The sequence below is a fragment of the Ruminiclostridium papyrosolvens C7 genome, from assembly GCF_000421965.1.
In the GTDB taxonomy this organism is placed as follows: Bacteria; Bacillota; Clostridia; order Acetivibrionales; family DSM-1351; genus Ruminiclostridium; species Ruminiclostridium papyrosolvens_A.
The window spans coordinates 84,579-101,836 of the sequence record NZ_ATAY01000063.1; the positions used below are offsets into that span (position 1 = coordinate 84,579).

13 protein-coding genes are annotated in these 17,258 nt (G+C 38.9%); 4 read left to right on the top strand and 9 right to left on the bottom strand.

Going from position 1 to position 17,258, the window contains the following annotated elements; genetic code table 11:
• Positions 1-25: 25 nt before the first annotated feature.
• The 8 genes from L323_RS33605 to L323_RS33640 form a co-directional block, all read right to left on the bottom strand.
• Positions 26-1,045, bottom strand: coding sequence for a zinc-dependent alcohol dehydrogenase (locus L323_RS33605; protein ID WP_020816055.1), 1,020 nt, complete (start codon positions 1,043-1,045; stop codon positions 26-28).
• Positions 1,046-1,921: a sugar phosphate isomerase/epimerase family protein gene (locus L323_RS33610; protein WP_020816056.1), complete on the bottom strand. Its 876-nt coding sequence runs from the start codon at positions 1,919-1,921 to the stop codon at positions 1,046-1,048.
• A 12-nt stretch (positions 1,922-1,933) separates the two neighbouring features.
• Complete coding sequence (locus tag L323_RS33615; RefSeq protein WP_020816057.1) at positions 1,934-2,809, bottom strand: carbohydrate ABC transporter permease; 876 nt, start codon at positions 2,807-2,809, stop codon at positions 1,934-1,936.
• Positions 2,810-2,821: 12 nt separating this feature from the next.
• A complete protein-coding gene (locus L323_RS33620; protein ID WP_020816058.1) occupies positions 2,822-3,724 on the bottom strand; it encodes a carbohydrate ABC transporter permease in 903 nt (300 codons plus the stop codon).
• A gap of 88 nt (positions 3,725-3,812) precedes the next feature.
• Entirely contained in the window at positions 3,813-5,183 is a 1,371-nt protein-coding gene (locus L323_RS33625; protein ID WP_020816059.1) for an ABC transporter substrate-binding protein, read from the bottom strand.
• Positions 5,184-5,380: 197 nt separating this feature from the next.
• Complete coding sequence (locus L323_RS33630) at positions 5,381-7,009, bottom strand: response regulator transcription factor (protein ID WP_020816060.1); 1,629 nt, start codon at positions 7,007-7,009, stop codon at positions 5,381-5,383.
• A complete protein-coding gene (locus L323_RS33635; RefSeq protein ID WP_020816061.1) occupies positions 7,010-8,821 on the bottom strand; it encodes a sensor histidine kinase in 1,812 nt (603 codons plus the stop codon). It lies immediately after the preceding gene.
• Positions 8,818-9,729 carry a helix-turn-helix domain-containing protein gene (locus L323_RS33640; RefSeq protein ID WP_020816062.1) on the bottom strand — a complete coding sequence of 304 codons (912 nt, stop codon included), beginning with the start codon at positions 9,727-9,729 and terminating at the stop codon, positions 8,818-8,820. The genes L323_RS33635 and L323_RS33640 overlap by 4 nt, the downstream gene beginning before the upstream one ends.
• 334 nt (positions 9,730-10,063) lie before the next feature.
• On the opposite strand from L323_RS33640, the gene L323_RS33645 reads away from it, so the two are divergent.
• The 4 genes from L323_RS33645 (at position 10,064) to L323_RS33660 (ending at position 15,944) form a co-directional block, all read left to right on the top strand.
• Positions 10,064-11,848, top strand: coding sequence for an FAD-dependent oxidoreductase (locus L323_RS33645; RefSeq protein WP_020816063.1), 1,785 nt, complete (start codon positions 10,064-10,066; stop codon positions 11,846-11,848).
• Positions 11,849-11,864: 16 nt separating this feature from the next.
• Positions 11,865-13,715 carry an FAD-dependent oxidoreductase gene (locus L323_RS33650; RefSeq protein WP_020816064.1) on the top strand — a complete coding sequence of 617 codons (1,851 nt, stop codon included), beginning with the start codon at positions 11,865-11,867 and terminating at the stop codon, positions 13,713-13,715.
• Positions 13,716-13,893: 178 nt separating this feature from the next.
• Positions 13,894-15,339, top strand: coding sequence for a PQQ-dependent sugar dehydrogenase (locus L323_RS33655; RefSeq protein WP_020816065.1), 1,446 nt, complete (start codon positions 13,894-13,896; stop codon positions 15,337-15,339).
• Positions 15,340-15,440: 101 nt separating this feature from the next.
• Positions 15,441-15,944, top strand: a complete 504-nt coding sequence (locus tag L323_RS33660; protein WP_242835304.1) for a hypothetical protein — start codon at positions 15,441-15,443, stop codon at positions 15,942-15,944.
• Between the two features lie 20 nt (positions 15,945-15,964).
• Here the strand turns inward: L323_RS33660 and L323_RS33665 are convergent, their stop codons facing one another.
• Positions 15,965-17,242 carry an NAD(P)/FAD-dependent oxidoreductase gene (locus L323_RS33665; RefSeq protein ID WP_020816067.1) on the bottom strand — a complete coding sequence of 426 codons (1,278 nt, stop codon included), beginning with the start codon at positions 17,240-17,242 and terminating at the stop codon, positions 15,965-15,967.
• Between the last annotated feature and the right edge of the window lie 16 nt (positions 17,243-17,258).

Genomic DNA, 17,258 nt, shown 5'->3' on the forward strand with positions numbered 1-17,258 from the left:
GCATCCCACCGTACTAATCTATTTTTTAATCCATTTCTATGAGCACCTTCATAGCTTTATCCTTTTGCTCGTCAATGATTTTGTATGCTTTCTCGTATTCACTAAAGGGCACTCTATGGGTGATTAATGAATCAAACTCAATCAAGCCTTCTCCTACAAGACGGATAGCTTCTATATAGTCCTCGACCCTGTACATGGCCGTGCCAATGAGACGAAGTTCATGGTCCTGAACAAAACCCATATTTATGGTAGCGAGATCTCCGAATACACCAACTACTACAATGTCACTGCCTTTTCTTGCGTATTCAATGGCCTGCTTCATGGTAGCGTTTATTCCAATACATTCAAAAATTACATCTGCCCCGTCTACACCAAAAAAGTTAATTATGGCTTCCTTTAAGTCCTTCTCCTTGGGGTTTACAGTTGCAATACCACATTTTTCAGCCGTATTCAGACGATATTCGCTAAGCTCGGACATCATTACCTTAGCAGCCCCCATTGCTTTAGCGGTCTGTGCCACAAGATTGCCAATAGGGCCACCACCCAGCACCAACACTGACTTGCCCTGAATATTTCCATAGCGACGTACAGCATGTACTGCCACAGCCAAAGGCTCAATCATGGCACCATGATCATAACTCATTCCCTCCGGCAGCTTTATAGCTTTCTCTGCGTCTACCACAAAATATTCGCTGGCCATTCCGGTAGTCTGAAAACCCATGACCTTTAAGACTTCACAATCGTTGTACATACCATGAGTACATGGATAACATTCGCCACACACTACCTGAGGCTGAATGGTTACCCTGTCGCCGACCTTCACGTTGGTGACTGAGCTGCCAACCTCTTCAACTATCGCTGAAACCTCATGACCCTGAACAACCGGATATTTTGTGTATGGGTGTTTACCATGGTTTACATGAACATCGGAACCGCATACACCGATAATTTTCATTTTAACTTTTATTTGATTATCTCCGACTTCCGGTATCAGAACTTCTTGATATACTATTTTTCCAGGTTCTGTCATAATTGCCTGTAACATTTAAAAACCCCCTTCAAAAACATGTTTAGTAAACTCTAATGCTTCTTTCGCGTTCATATCAAGCTGTTCTGAAGACGCTCCCTCCGAAAGGTCACGCCACACCTTAATATCAGAACCAACCTGTCCACCCATTAGAACAAAGGGTTCCATAACAACCGCATCGTTGTATCCTATATCCCGCAGGGCACAGCCAATTTCCTGCCACGGTATGCGTCCCTTGCCCGGAACCCGGCGGTTACACTCACCTGTGTGAAAGTGTCCGAGATATTTACCGGCAGTGCGTATTGCATCACCGAGGCTGTCTTCTTCGATATTCATATGAAAGGTATCAAGCATTAACTTGACATTGGGACTATCGACGGCTTTAATAAATTCTACACCCTCTGCTGCGGTATTTAAAAGGTATCCTTCAAAGCGGTTTAGAACCTCCATTCCAAGGGTTATACCATAATCAGCTGCCATTGCTGCCATTTTCTTCACACCATGGATGCTGCGTACAAGGTCTGCCTCTTTGTCAATGGTGTTGGAATAATCAACAGGCCAGTAGGAATACAGCCCACCCCCTACCATACTGATGTCCAGCCTTTCCAAAATCTTAAATGTTTTATTCCAAAATCTAAGTGCGTTATCCACAACAGCGGGATTGTCTGATGCGATATTCTCGCTTGCCTTCGGGCCATAACCGCCGGTAAGGGTTATACCATGGTTATCTTTAGCATGGCGAAGGTCATCAATCTGTCGTTCGCTCATTTCAAGTAAAGAAGCACAAGAAATTTCAAGAATGTCGAAGCCAAGCCCTGCAACTCTTTCTACATAAGGAAGATATTCTCCTCCCCACTGTCTTTCCCAATAAGCATAATAGATACCGTATTTCATAAAAATCTCCTTTTATCCTTTGACTGCTCCTGCAACCAAACCCTTTACGAAGAATCTCTGGCCTGCTAAAAATACAGCAAATACCGGAATCAGTGCTGATGCAGACGCAGCCATAACAAGATTATATTCTGTTAAGCTCTCTTCAACGAAATTTGTAAGTGCTACAGGGATTGTGTATTGACGCCAGTCTGAAAGAAAAACCAGGGCATCTAAGTAATTGTTCCAGTTCCACAGAAAAACAAGCATTGCCAGTGATGCCATACCGGGCTTTGCAACGGGAACCATAATACGTGCCCAAATTTGAAATTCATTGGCACCATCAATAAATGACGCTTCCTTTAATTCATTTGGTATCTGCATAAAATACTGTCGCATTAAAAATGTTCCGGTAATAGTAACAAGGCCCGGAAGAATAAGTGGCAGATGTCCTCCCATCATACCCAGCGAATTGAAAAGAGTAAATCTGGGTATCAAAGTAACCTGTGTTGGTATCATCATAGCTGCCAGATATAGTAAGAAAATTACATTACTTCCACGGAATTTAATCTTCGCAAATGCATAACCCGCAAGTGTGCTTGTAAGCACCGAACCGAACAGATTTATAAAAGCAATTTTAAGTGAATTTAAATATGCTACGCCAAAATGATAATCAACCTTTGCCTTACCTCCAATGTTCCACACCGATATATAATTGTCCGGATAGAAATAATCCGGTATCCATTTAATCGGCAGCTTCAAAACATCGGCTGAAGTCTTCATTGATGCCGAAAGCATCCACAAAAACGGTGTAATCATGACCAGAGAAATTCCGATGATTAATGCAGTACAACAGAAGCGAATAATTAACTTTTTCATAAAGTAGAATTTTTGTAAATCTTTATTCTTCATTTTATCATCTCCCTATTCATAACTAACCCATTTCTTCTGTCCACGCCATTGAATCAATGTGACGATAAGCAGTAATAAAAATAGTACCCATGCTATCGCAGAGGCGTAACCCATGCGGAAGAAGGTAAACCCGGTTGTATAGATATAATATACCAGCACGCTGGTGGATGTTCCCGGACCGCCTCTTGTCATTATCTGAATAGGTGCAAATACCTGAAACGAATTTATTAAAGTAGTTATTACAAGGAAAAATGTTGTTGGTGAAAGTGATGGTATTGTAATCTTAAAGAACTTAGTTATCTCACTTGCACCGTCCACATCAGCTGCCTCGTATACATCCTGAGGCAGTCCCTGTATAGCTGATGAGTATATCAGAATGTTATACCCTATACTGCTCCAAATTGACATGATAGTAACGGCAATTAACGCCCAATTGTAGTCACCCAGCCATGCCGGAGGGGTCTCCCATCCAAGTGCCTTTATCATTAGTGTAAAAGGACCCCAAGGTGAATACATCATAACCCACACAATTGCAACAGCAACTATATTAGAAATATACGGCATAAACATTGCCAGCTTCATGGGAACTTTTGCAAAACAGTATGATTCAAGAATTACAGCAAGTACCAATGCAAGAAAAATTGATATGGGAACAACCATTAATGAATATAAAATTGTGTTAAACAAAGAAGATGTAAACCATCCGTCCTTCCACATCTCAATATAATTAGCACCGAAATTAAAGTTCCAATTTCCAAGTCCTTTTGTAAAATCCCAGTCAGTAAAGCTTATAAAGAGGGAAAACAAAAGAGGGAAAAGTGTAAATATTATCATACCGAGTATATTTGGCAAAATAAAGGTGTACCCGGTTATGTCTGTTTTTAGCTGCCTGCTTAATTTTAGCTTCAAATACATTACCTCCTTCTGCTAAAGTACTTAGAGTATATGAGGACGCTATTAAAGCGTCCCCATATAACTCTTATAGCAATTTAGCTGTTGTCTGTTATTTCAAGAATTTGTCTGCACTTATCTTAGCCTCGCTCAATGCAGAAGCAGCATCCTTTTTCCCTGTATAAATTGACTCCAGAGCATCATTAAATACTTTCTGAATTTCAGGGAGTTTTTTAGTTTCAGTAGAAACTGCAAGATTATCTTTCTTTTCAAGGAATTTTACAACTGTATTTTTATCAAGGATTTTTTCGCCATTCTTCATATATTCATCAACAATTTTATTCGAGTCAATACCCTGGTACATCGGCACACGTCCATATGGAGTCATTGACAACATACCACCCTTGGTATACCACATTACAAATTCCATAGCCTTATCAATATTTTCTGAATTTGGATTAACACAGATAAAGTCACCAGCAGCACCTTCGCCTATAGAATACTTCGCTGCGGATTTATCAGATACAGGAACAGGAAGATATGCTGTAACAAAATCGTGAGGGTACTTCTCTAAATCCTTTATTGATCGGATTGTCCATACACCTAATGACATAGCACTCTTTCCTGCAAGGAAAACGCTTTCAACAGAGAGTTTCTGTGTTACATTGTCTGTATGGGTTACTGCTGACTTATCTACCCACATCATGTCGGAAATCATTTGATTGAGCTTTATAAACTCAGGATTATCCAGGTTAGTTTCCTTGCCGCCTGATTTATAAAGAAAATCGGAGCCTAAAACGGTTTGGGCAATATAAGAAGGTCTGAAAATTTCCATTATAGTGTTCCAGTACATACCATAAACCTTATTCTGACCCTCACCCTTTGTGAGTTTTTTTGCTGTTTCCCTGAATTCATCATAAGTCCATGATTCAGGAAGAGGGATACCTGCTTCATCAAACATATTCTTGTTAGCTAAAATATAGTAATTTTCCATTTTTGTTGGAAGACCATACACTTTTCCATCATAAATATATGGAGAAACACTGTTTCCCAGCTCCTTAGCAGGATCAAAACCCGCCTTGGAAAGCTTATCTGATATTTCAAGTGCCATACCGCCGGTTCCTCTTTTTACAAGATTACTTGATGTATAGGTCATGAAGACATCAATATCGCCTCCGGCCAATAATGTTGTATCAAGTTTCATATTACCTGTGTCATCGTTAACAAACCTGATATATTCCGCTTGAATACCCTTATCCTTAAATTCCTTGTTAAAGGCGTCCACTGTTAACTGCGGTCCATATTCTGCGGGAACTCCACCCCAGAATTTAAGTACTACGGGTTTATCAGATTGAGTTGTAGTTTTCCCTGACGAGTCCAGGCTAGATGTTTGATTGCTCTCTCCTGAATTACCGCCACAGCCGGCAAGCATTGTAATGAGCATCGATGCCGCAATGAAAATAGTCCACTTTTTCTTTAACATTTTCTTTCCTCCCGTTATAAATAGATTCGTACGTTTTAAGCACATTAATATCGTAAACCGTTCTTCTTGATATGTTAATTAACTGAACTACTTTTCATATTTATTTTTCTGCTGATTATCTATACAGACATTTGCATTAAATTATATTTAGGTATTGTTTTCCACTTTTGACGTTTATTATTTTTAGATTAGTATAACTATTCTGTAATTTTGCTGTTTCTATACTCATTTGGTGGCATTTTGGTAATTTTCTTAAAAAGTATGCTGAAATAATTCGGACTATTTATTCCAACCTCATAAGATATTTCATTAATATTCTTATCAGTTTCTATAAGCAACTTCATTGCTTTTTCAATCCTAAGTCTGTTTACATAATCTACAAAAGATACCCCCATTTCACTTTTAAATAAATGGGAAAAGTGACTTTCGCTAATATGTATAACACGGGCAGCGGTTGCAACACTTAGCTCACTGCTAAGATTCTCTTTAACATAAGCTACAATTTTTGCAATTTCCTTTTTTAATTTTTTATTTCCGATTTTACTGCTCTCCTTAACATACAACCCAAGCACTGACAAAAAACTTTCTTCAATTTTAATAAGCAAATCATACTCAAAAATTGCTTGATAAAGAGTCATGCCATTGTCATCCGTCAGCTTGTCCACCATAATTCCTTTTGTAAGGCCATCTGCCTTTATAACCCTGTACAGCTCATACAGTGCTTCTCTCACATGGTAAGGTTCTATACCTTCCTTCTCATAAAAATAACTAATGGTCCTTCTCAAAAGTGTATCCGCTTCCGAAAAATTGAAATCTTCTAATGCCTCTCTCCAGTCTGATAACCTGAAATCCGAAGGCATATGAAATCCTTGCTGTTTTGGCTTTTCATCAGTACATAGCAGCAGCTTGTTTTCTTTCATAAAAAAACGTTCATTCATTACTCTTCTACAGTCAGCTACTGCATTTGATAAGTTCTCCAGACCCACAGTTTCCTTGCTCATGACTCCATATATCTGCATACCAAAATAGAGCTCAACACTTTTTACTATGCGTAGGAACCCTGCTTGGACCTTGCCGATGAACTCCCTGTCGAGACGTCTTCTGGGTAAATTTATCGTAACGATACACTGATTTTTTTCATATCGGAATGTCTGAGAAATAATAATTTCGTCCATTACTTCTCCTACTATATTTTCCAGAGATGCCGAGAACAAATCTGGCTCCAGTGTCTCCCCTGACGAATGAACAATATTGTAGTCTGCTACGCTTAAAAACAAAACTGCATAAGTTTTATTAAAATCACATTTAACGTTTACCAGACACAATTCTTTCATCAAATCAGCTTTATTTAAATAACTGCGCTCAATCATAATGTTAATTAGCCGTTCCCTTATTACACCGGCATTATTGCGCAGCAGCATTTCCGCATCTTTACCTGACATTTTTCTTTCATTTATCTCTTTGGACACATTGTCCAAAATGGCAAGAAGTTCATCTGCGTTTATGGTCAGTTTAAATATAAAATCCCTTGCGCCAAGTTTCATAGCCATTTTTACCTTCTCAAAATCAGTGTAATTGCTTAAAACAATGATTTTTATATCCAAAGCATTTTTGCTGCAGTACTCAATAAGTTCAAGTCCGTTTACGGGTTCCATCATAAGGTCTGTAAGAATAATCTGAGGTGAATACTGAGATATTTTTTCAATTGCGTCCTGACCGTTGATAGCATCGCACACTACGGAATATCCCCATTTCTCCCAATCAATCATGGATTTAACACCAATACGGACAATATACTCATCGTCTACTATCATGACCCGCTTCATTTATATTTCTCTCCTTTCATATTCAGGATAAATCACCGGGAGATAATAGTTCACCCGTGCACCGCTTTCATTGTTATTGGATATATCTATCCCATACCCATTTCCATAAGATACCTTTATTCTCTCATTGATAATGCCAAGTCCTATACCAGAACCCTCTATTTTACTGGCTTTACCTTCTCTTTTGCTGTTAAATGTATAAATAGCCTCTTCTGAGAATCCCTTCCCATTGTCCGAAATAGCAATTTCAAGGGTGCCATTTTTAATTCGTGATGAAATAGTAATAACTCCCCCCGTCGAATTAGGAGAAAATGCGTGCTTAAAGATATTCTCAACGGAAGGTTGAAGAATAAATTTAATAATCTGGCATTGTTCCAAATATTGGGGCATATCCACCACTAACGAGTAGCTATTACCAAAACGCATATTTTGTATATAACAATAACTTTTTATGACTTCAAGCTCTTTTACAAGGTCAACTGTTTCGTCATCCTGTGTCAAGCTGTATTTCAGAATCTCTGCCAGCGAGTCTATGCTCTCTCTTATATTATCAGCCTTTCTTATGATAGCCATCCATCGGATACTGTTCAATGTGTTAAATAGAAAATGAGGACTCATTTTAGACCTCAAGGATTCATATTTATATTTTTCTTTCGTCACCTGTTCCTGCCGCAGTTTTGCGAACAGGTCATTAATATGCACCGACATGTTATAGTATACAGAGTATATTTCCCCTATTTCATCTTTTCTTTCTTTTTTCAATACAGTCGGTGATTCACCAACCCTGTAGTTTTTCATTTGGTTGGAAAGAACCCTGATTGGACTTGCTATCCGGTTTGCAATCATAAAGGCAATCAGTAATATGACCGCAATAAAAAATATACACATAGTGGTAATTTTAACAGTCAACTTGTGTATTTGGCTCTCCAACTTTTGATAATCTGTAAGATAAAAAATCTTTAGCTGCTTATGTGAGTACTTGCTAAAAAGCTTAACAGTATAAAAACTCAGCAGACGCTTCCCTCCATTTACGGTTAGCACAGTACTTCCATTTTGTTCATGTGTATGCTCCATAGCAATTTTATTAAATTCATCTTCGGAAAGACTATCATTGTTGTGAAACAAAACCTGACCTTCTTGCGTAGATGCAAAAATAGAATCCTTCTCGGAGTATTTATAACTATCAAGGATATCAGATATCTTCTGCTTGTCAATGCTTATAAGAACTGTTCCAAGCATTTTGTCAAAATGATTGTTGTCCATAATTGAACGGGCAAGAGAAATCTGATTAGTATTCCCTAAATCACTTTTTTCATAACCTTTAGATGACATACTCCAAATAATGTACCCTTTAGCTTCTATACTTTCCCGTACCCAGTCCTGCTCTAAAAGGTATGAGTAGTTGTTGTTATTCAAGCTCCAATTGGCATATGCCTGATGCTCTTTGTCAAAAAAAGTGATTTTCATATAATCTATACTATCATCGTAAAGGTTTAGCATTGAAATCTGATTCAACATATTATTAAAGGCCACGGTACGATCATAATAAGTGTATGAGTCATTACTGAAAACCTCGGCGATTTTAGAATCATTATAAAAGACATTGGAAATGCTTATCATTTTATTGAAATTCTGGTTTATTTCATTTTCACTTTTGGACAGATTCTGTATAATTTTAACACTTATTTCTTTACGCAGGATGGATTCCATTTCAACCTTTACATACTGGAGCATAAGTGTAAATGGAATTAATATTAAAAATACAATTATGATAAAAATCCGGGATGAGAGCCGCCCCATTATAATCTTCAAATCTGCACCTTCTCTGTCTTAATATTTTTTTTATACATAGATGGAGATAGTCCGGTATGCATTTTAAAAACCGATGAGAAGTAATTCGGATCAGAAAACCCACATCTACCTGATATCTCTAAAAAGCTGCACGATGTCTCTGCGATAAGTTGCTTGGCCTTGTCTATACGAACTTGATTAATAAATTGATTGATATTCTGATTCATACTCTTTTTAAAAATATGGCTGATATAGGATTCGCTGCACTGGCAGAATGCCGCAATATCAGCCATGCGAATATCGTTTGTATAGTTCAGACGTATAAACTCAATGGTATTGGATAGAATATAAGCCCTGTTTGTGTCAGTGCTATAAACGGTATGCGGGCTTACTGTTCCTGCGATTATAAGGGCTTTGTAATACATCCGAAAAAAATCCACCAATATGCCGCATCTCATCAAAATCTTATTGACATCCAAGTTACCGTCTTTCACAGACTTAGCATAAAGGCGCAGTGCCCTATCTTTGTCTATCCCATACTTTTTTTCCGCTTTTGCAATACGGTGAACTGCTCGTTTATCATTAAGCTCAAAGCCATAGATACCTATGGCTGCAATAACCTTGCCGTTGTATTTAACCGGAATTACCATTTCACTGCACCCACAGTAGCAAGTGCCAACAAAATAACCGTCAGAGGTTTCACATTTTTTGTGCAGCAGTTTACTTGTATCCTGACAGCGCTTCCACATTTCTCTGTTTAATTTTATAAACATACAAAAGGATGACTTGTGTATATAATATGGATTTAGTAACTGAGCCACATCCGGGTCCTTTTCAATAAAACCGACAAAATCCTTAATGGCAATCTGGCAGTTAAGCTCTAAGGTAAGATTTTTAATATACTCTAAAACATTAAAATATCTGTTCATGAATTATCACATCCATCAGTAAACATAATGTTGTTTTAGTAAAATCTTATCATATATCGCCTGCCCTCACAAAGGAATAAATATGCGGTTTTCAGCTTTCCATACCAAAATCGCAGGATTGTAATAGATAAAGCAGAATTTTAAAGATTTATCATTTGCAGAATAACAAAGATTATATGCAATTTATTTAAGGTTTGCAGTAAAAAAACCTCTTACAATTATAACAAGGCGATAGATGACGGGCACATATCTCCCGCCTCGTTGAAATCAATAGAGGAAATAATTTTTTTCTCCATTCAAGTTATAAAACCAATTATTTTGGAGGTAGCAAATTATGAAAGTACAACGATGTTATGATAAAAAATATGACGTTGTCGTCATAGGCGGTGGTATGTCGGGTATTAATGCCGCCATAGCAGCAGCAAGGCATGGAGCAAAAACAGCTATAATACATGCACGCCCGGTTTTGGGTGGAAATGCCAGTTCAGAAATACGTATGCATATTGCCGGTGCCAATTGTCACCTTAGCAAAAAAGATTTAACTGAAACAGGTATTATAGAGGAACTCCTTTTGGAAAATAAGCAGCGTAATCCTTATCAATCCTTCTCCATATGGGATTCCGTATTATGGGAAAAGGTTCGGTTTCAGAATAACCTTGACTGTTATTTAAACACCTCAATGGATAGTGTGGAAACCTGTGATAACAAAATTAAAAGCGTTATCTGTCATCAAATCACTACTGAAACCACCTATAATTTCTCAGCAGACATTTTTATAGATGCTACCGGTAATGGAACACTAGGTTTTTTTGCAGGTGCCGAATACCAAATTGGCAGTGATAACATTAATCAGACCAATGCTTCAAAGAACTCAAATGAATACAAAATTGGCAGCACTCTCATGTTTATTGCAGAAGATATGGGTGAACCGGTAAAATTTAAAAAACCATCCTGGGCTTATTCCTTTGATAAGGAGGAGTTGAAATTCCGCAGTCATGACAATAACGGAGTTAAAGAGCACGACACGGATTCAGGTTATTGGTGGATTGAGCTTGAAGGATTCAGTCGGGATATTGTTGGCGACCATGAACGCATCAATGAAGATATCTACAAATACATTTACGGTATCTGGGATTATATCAAAAACTCAGGAGACTATGAGGCAGAAAACTATGCACTTACCTGGGTGGGAACTGTTCCGTGCGGAAGTGAAAGCCGCCGCCTCGTGGGTGATTATATACTAAATAAAAATGATATATATACCAACAGAATTTTTAACGACGCTGTTGCATACGGCGGCTGGCCTATAGATGAGCATCCCCAGACGGGAATTTTCCGTCAAGGCCCCCCAAAGCCGGATATTAACTTCCCAGGTGCGTATACCATTCCCTACCGCTGCTATTATTCCAGAAATATTGAAAACCTAATGATGGTGGGTCGGAACATAAGCACAACTAAAGTGGCATTAAGTTCTACACGTGTTATGGGCACCTGTTCCGTTGGGGGACAAGCGGTTGGTACCGCTGCTGCACTCGCAGTAAAATATAACTGCACTCCAAGAGAGGTAGCTCTGTATATGGATGAGCTGCAACAGACTCTTCTGAAGGATGACTGCTATATTCCGGGATATATAAATACTGCTTCGGCAGACCTTTTGATGGATGCCTCAGTATCTGCTAAAAGTTTCATTAGTGGCTGCGAGCCAGATAATGTAATAAATGGCATGACGAGAACTGTAGGTGACAAAAAAAATTGCTGGGAATCAAATAAGATTTCTGAAAAAGGTGAAACAATTTCCGTAACGGTACCTTCAGCCACGGCCATGAGGCAGCTACGGCTAACCTTTGATTCTAATTTAAATCAGGAAATCATTCCTTCAATGACCAACAGTGTAAGGAAATCCCAGATAAAAGGTATGCCTATAGAGCTTGTAAAGAATTATGAAATAAGAGTATACAACGGAGATGAACTTACTTATTTTAAAGAAGTCACAAACAATTATCAACGTCTCAATATTCATGAGTTACCTGAGAGTACTTGCGGCAACCGCATCGATGTAACTGTTCTTGAAACACATGGGTACTCAAATGCGAGAATCTTCGAAATCCGAGCGTACTAAAAGGAGCGTGTCAATTATGAATAGATATTATGAAAAATGTTATGATGTAGTTGTAATCGGAGGCGGTCTTGCAGGTGTTTGCGCTGCTATAGCCTCAGCACGCAACGGAGCAAAAACCGTATTATTACAAAACCGTTCGGTTTTAGGAGGAAACTCCAGCGGAGAAATCCGTATGCATGTTGTCGGGGCAAGCTGCCATATGGCTAAACCCAACAATGCGGAAACCGGAATACTTGAAGAGCTTTTGCTGGAAAATAAAAATCTGAACGCAGCCCAGACCTTTAGCCTATGGGACACCGTTCTTTTGGAAAAAACCAGACAAACTGAAAATCTGGACCTTCTCCTGAACACCAACCTAAACAGTGCTGAATATGAAAACGACCAGATTATGTCAATACTCTGCCATCAAACCACCACCGAAACAGACTTTAAGCTGTCCGGAAAAGTTTTCATTGATGCAACAGGTCACGGTACCCTTGGTATGTTAGCAGGTGCAGAATCAAGGATTGGCAGTGAATCACGCTATGAATTTAATGAGCCCAACGCTCCCGAGGAAGCCAACGAATTCACTATGGGTAACACCCTTATGTTCCAGGCTGTAGACCGCGGGGAGCCTGTTAAATTTGAAAAACCTTTTTGGGCTTACAGCTTTTCGGAAGAAGACTTAGAGCACCGACGCCATTATAACAGCACAATGGCACTGGGAGAAGGCGGTGCCCCTGCTGAATTCGTTGCAGGAGAAATGAAGAACCTGCCTGAATTTTATGCCATGGATGCCGGCTACTGGTGGATTGAATTGGGTGGGCAAAATGATGATATCATCGCTGAGGGTGAAATAATTCGTGACGAATTGGTAAAGTGTGTGTACGGTGTATGGGATCATATTAAAAACTGCGGTGACCATGGAGCTGAAAACTACGACCTTACCTGGGTTGGTATGGTACCGGGATATCGTGAAAGCCGCCGTCTTGTAGGAGATTACCTGCTGAATGAAAACGATGTACGTTCCAATAAAGTCTTTGAAGATGCTGTTGCCTACGGTGGTTGGCCTATGGATGAGCATGTACCGGGTGGAATCTTTGATTTTGATAAGTATCCATCCAGAATTTTTAATTTTGAGGGCGTTTATACTATTCCTTACCGTTGCTATTATTCCAAAAATGTAAAAAATCTTATGATGGCAGGAAGGGACATAAGTACCTCTAAAATGGCATTTGGAAGCACACGTGTAATGGGCACCTGTGCAGTAGGTGGTCAAGCGGCAGGTACGGCAGCAGCAATGGCAGTTAAGTACAACTGTACCCCACGGGATATTTCAAACCATATGGATGAATTACAGCAAACTCTTCTAAAAGACGATTGCTATATCCCCGGCTATAGGAACACCGATTCGGGCGACCTCGCACGCAATGCGGCTGTATCGGCTACCAGCTTTATCCCGGGCTGCGAACCCGAAAAAGTTATAAACGGTGTTGCCCGTACTATCGGCAGTGAGAGCAATTGCTGGGAATCGGCACCCCTTGGTGAAGACGGAGAAACATTATCGCTAGCCCTGGATAATCCACAGGAGATTCATGAGCTGCGCATTACCTTTGATCCTAACCTCACTAGGGAAATTATGCCATCCATTACCAATCAGGTGAGAAGTCGTCAGGTCAAAGAGCTTCCGGAGGAATTAGTAAAGGATTATACCGTGACATTCTATAATGGGGGTAAAGAAACATTCTCCAAGACCGTAGAAGGAAATTACCAACGTCTCAATATTCTTAGTTTGCCGACAGAAGTAATAGCTGACAAGGTTAGTATTTCTGTGTTATCTACACACGGTTATTCATCAGCAAGAATTTTTGAAGTACGTCTTTATTAATTTTACGTCAGAAAAGGGCGGATTGATTATCTCAATCTGTCCTTTTTTGCATTTATATATTTCTGATCCACAAAATAGTATACTGTATCATTACACTCCCTCGCCCCGAACAGTACTAATAGAACAGTTCAAATCATATCCTTATAAAAGAAAAGAATATAAGGATAGGTAAAGTCAGTTGAAAAAAATTAAAGTCGGTTTGCGGCCTATTGTCAGCAAGATAAATTTACCCACTGTTTTGAAAACTGCTATGCTTCCTAGTGACTCAATGGAAAGATTATTTATTGCGACCCAGGTAGGAGAAATCTTTTACATAGGTAACGGAGTCCCAAGAACTTTTTTAGATATTCGCCCGCGAATCCTAAAGCTAGGTTTTTCCGGTGGTAAATATGATGAACGCGGATTGATAGGGCTGGCATTTCATCCCCAATTTTATTATAACGGTCTCTTTTATCTTCATTATTCAGTGGCCGGAACACAAGGCCCGGGAGCCCTCCCCAGTTCAGAGGTTTCAAGACAGGGTCTTCCTGAATTTTTCAAGCCTAACCCATGTGACCCAAGAACCTTAAACCAAAAGTGGATAAATAGAGAAGTTAATTATGACCATATTGATACCGTCGAAGAATGGATTTTCCAATCCAATGGACAATCTCAAAAACGCCGAACTTTACTTAATATAAGAAGACCATTTTTTAATCATAACGGTATTAATAGCTTAAACTTTTCACCTGAAACCGGTAAACTTGTATTAACAGTGGGAGATGGCGGCTCAGGCTATGATCCTTTTAATTTAAGCCAGAATGATATGGAAATCGCCGGTAAAATAATAGAAATTGATGTGGCAAGGAATACGTTTATCAATAATCTGCCTGTAGTCACACGTTTTAATGAACTTCCCCTGCCTATTCAGGAAATGCTTACGGTCATTGCTAAAGGCACCCGAAATATAACAGGCATCGCATTTCAAAGGCTTCGTGACCGATATATCAAATATGTAGGAATTGTAGGGCAGGATCTGGTGGAGTCAATATTTTCCTTCACTCATTATAAACCAATACCGGTTCCCCGGCTCATTCAAGCTTCTTTAATGCAAACTGAACCTGACCCGGAAGGATTTATTAACTTTGGCTGGAGAGGATGGGAAGGTGCTTTTCCAACTACGATAATATCAGGCTGCTCCGGAAATCCGGCTTTGGATGAGGAATCAATTGCCTATTTCAATGATGCAGTAAAGGTTTCAACCCAGCGAATTTCGCCTCTGATCAGTTATTTCCATAAAGATCCCCGACCAGATAAGTTTGGGGCAACTGCACTTACGGGAGTCCAGTCATATATGGGAAATGAAATCCCAGATTTAACAGGTTGCATTGTGTTTACCGACTTTGCCCGGGATGAAGGGTCTCAACCACCTGCTAGAGGGGTTTTAGCTTATACCAGGGCAAGATCGGATTGTAAACTAAATGATTTTAGTGTTATTGAAACCTATTATAATTTTGAATCTCAATCAGCCTATTATACCAGTTTGGGAACCAATATGAATCAAACCAAAATATATCTTGGAGTTTATGGCTCAATGAATGTAACTGATTTTAACCAAGGTACTGTTTTTGAAATCGTTCCATGATTTGTAGAAATAAATTCCCTTAATTCAAACAAAACAGTAATCATGTTCCCTATTTCTATATTGTTAGTATCACCTGATAGGAGGCATATAAATTGAGAAAAATGAATATAGGCAGGTTTATTTGCACTGGAGGAATACTCACAACAATAACTGTACTGTTCCAATCAGCACCCGTATTTTTACCCACAATCGGGTTGGCCTTAAGTCCGTTAAGTACTCTGCCTATTGCGATAGCTGCTGTTTGTAATATTTCTCTTTGTTTCACTGTCTATTTTTCTTCAGCATTAATTCTTATTATAGTCAGTGCACAGGAAACAATAATCCTGCTATTTACCACAGGGCTGCTAGGGACCGTTATCGGGATACTACTTTATAGAAAGGGAATGGTGATTTCTGTAATATTTTCAAGCGTAGCATTATCTCTCGGGATGATATTTTTAACTTATATAGTAGGTATTCCGGCCTTTGCAAATGTAGCCGGTAAGTTATCAGCACCTTTAACTTTATTGATTTTTTTCTCCTTTTCACTTGTTTACGCAAGCATCTGGAATATTTATTTTAAAAAATTCATGAATTATCTTATAAAAATAAGATTAGTCAGCTGACCTTTCTTTGAAGGTCTTTCTTAAATATTTAATTTATCGATTTTCTTTATTTTTTCGAATAATAGCGGTCTTTCAGTCTCGATCTGCTCCTTATACTCTAATATAGAGCTCCAGACTTTCTTTGGTACTTCAAACTGACTAAAATCGCCATTAAGCACTTTACCTTCAAGCAATGAAAACAAGTAGTCAAGCTCATCATCAGTATATTTAGGCATCATTGTCAAACTGCCGTACAGACTGATAAAATCGTTGAACTCACCACGGTTAAAATCAAAAGCATTATTCCACCAACTGGTATACTCCTCAAAACCATTTTTCCCCTGAAGCTCATCCTTTATTGCCCTGGCAGCATGGTATCCGCACATCAAGGCGCCCTGAACAATAACCTCAACGTGTGCTGCACTGTCACCTATTGTAATTACGTTACCTAAGTAAGGTTTTTTAAGAGGTGCGTAAGACCTTAGTGAGCATCCTTGTTTATCAACAATCCGTGAGCTTGCAAAATTCTCTCTCAATGGACTATTTTTTGTAATGCCATCATAAAATGTTTCCGGCAATAACTGTTTGTTTCCTACAATAGTCAATTCTACAGTATCATTTTCTTCCAGACTTGGGGCAACAATTATTTCTCCGTAAGGATGGTATGCACTTCCATAATACTGGTTCCAGCTCCCGGGCTCAAAGCCGCAAGTTTTTTCAATTGTGTATATTAAAACAAATGGTGTTCCAAATAAGCCTCTATCTTTATTGAGGCCAAATGTGCCAGTTAGTTTTGCATTGGCACCTTCAGCTATTACCAGCTTTTTGGCCTCAATTGCAGAAATGTTTTCTTTAGATTTAAGCTCTAACCTTACATAATTCCCCATATCCGTGCCGCCATATGCCAAGGTTTCCGACCTTAACTCTACTCCCAACCTCTCACAATCCTTCCACAAATCCTGAAGCAACTGCCCTTTGTCAAACTTGATTGCAAATGGTCTTCCATCGGGATGAGCTAAATGTATTTTATGACCGTTAGGGGAATAATGGTAATTGTTTGTGACTTCTACTAAACGACCGGTATAAGGAACGTCAAAATTGTTTCTTGTAAACGATATTAATCCATCCCGTATTTGCAGGAATTCATTTTCATATCCATCATCCATAACAAACTGAGCGCAGCAAGCTCTCCGTATTTTACTGATGTCCCGCTTTTTTTCAATAATTACTACTTTAAGTCCCATTTCGGCTGCGGTTTTTGCAGTCATAAGCCCTGCCGGACCTGCGCCTACTACTACCAAATCAAATAAGTTTTTCATATATGTATTTACCCTT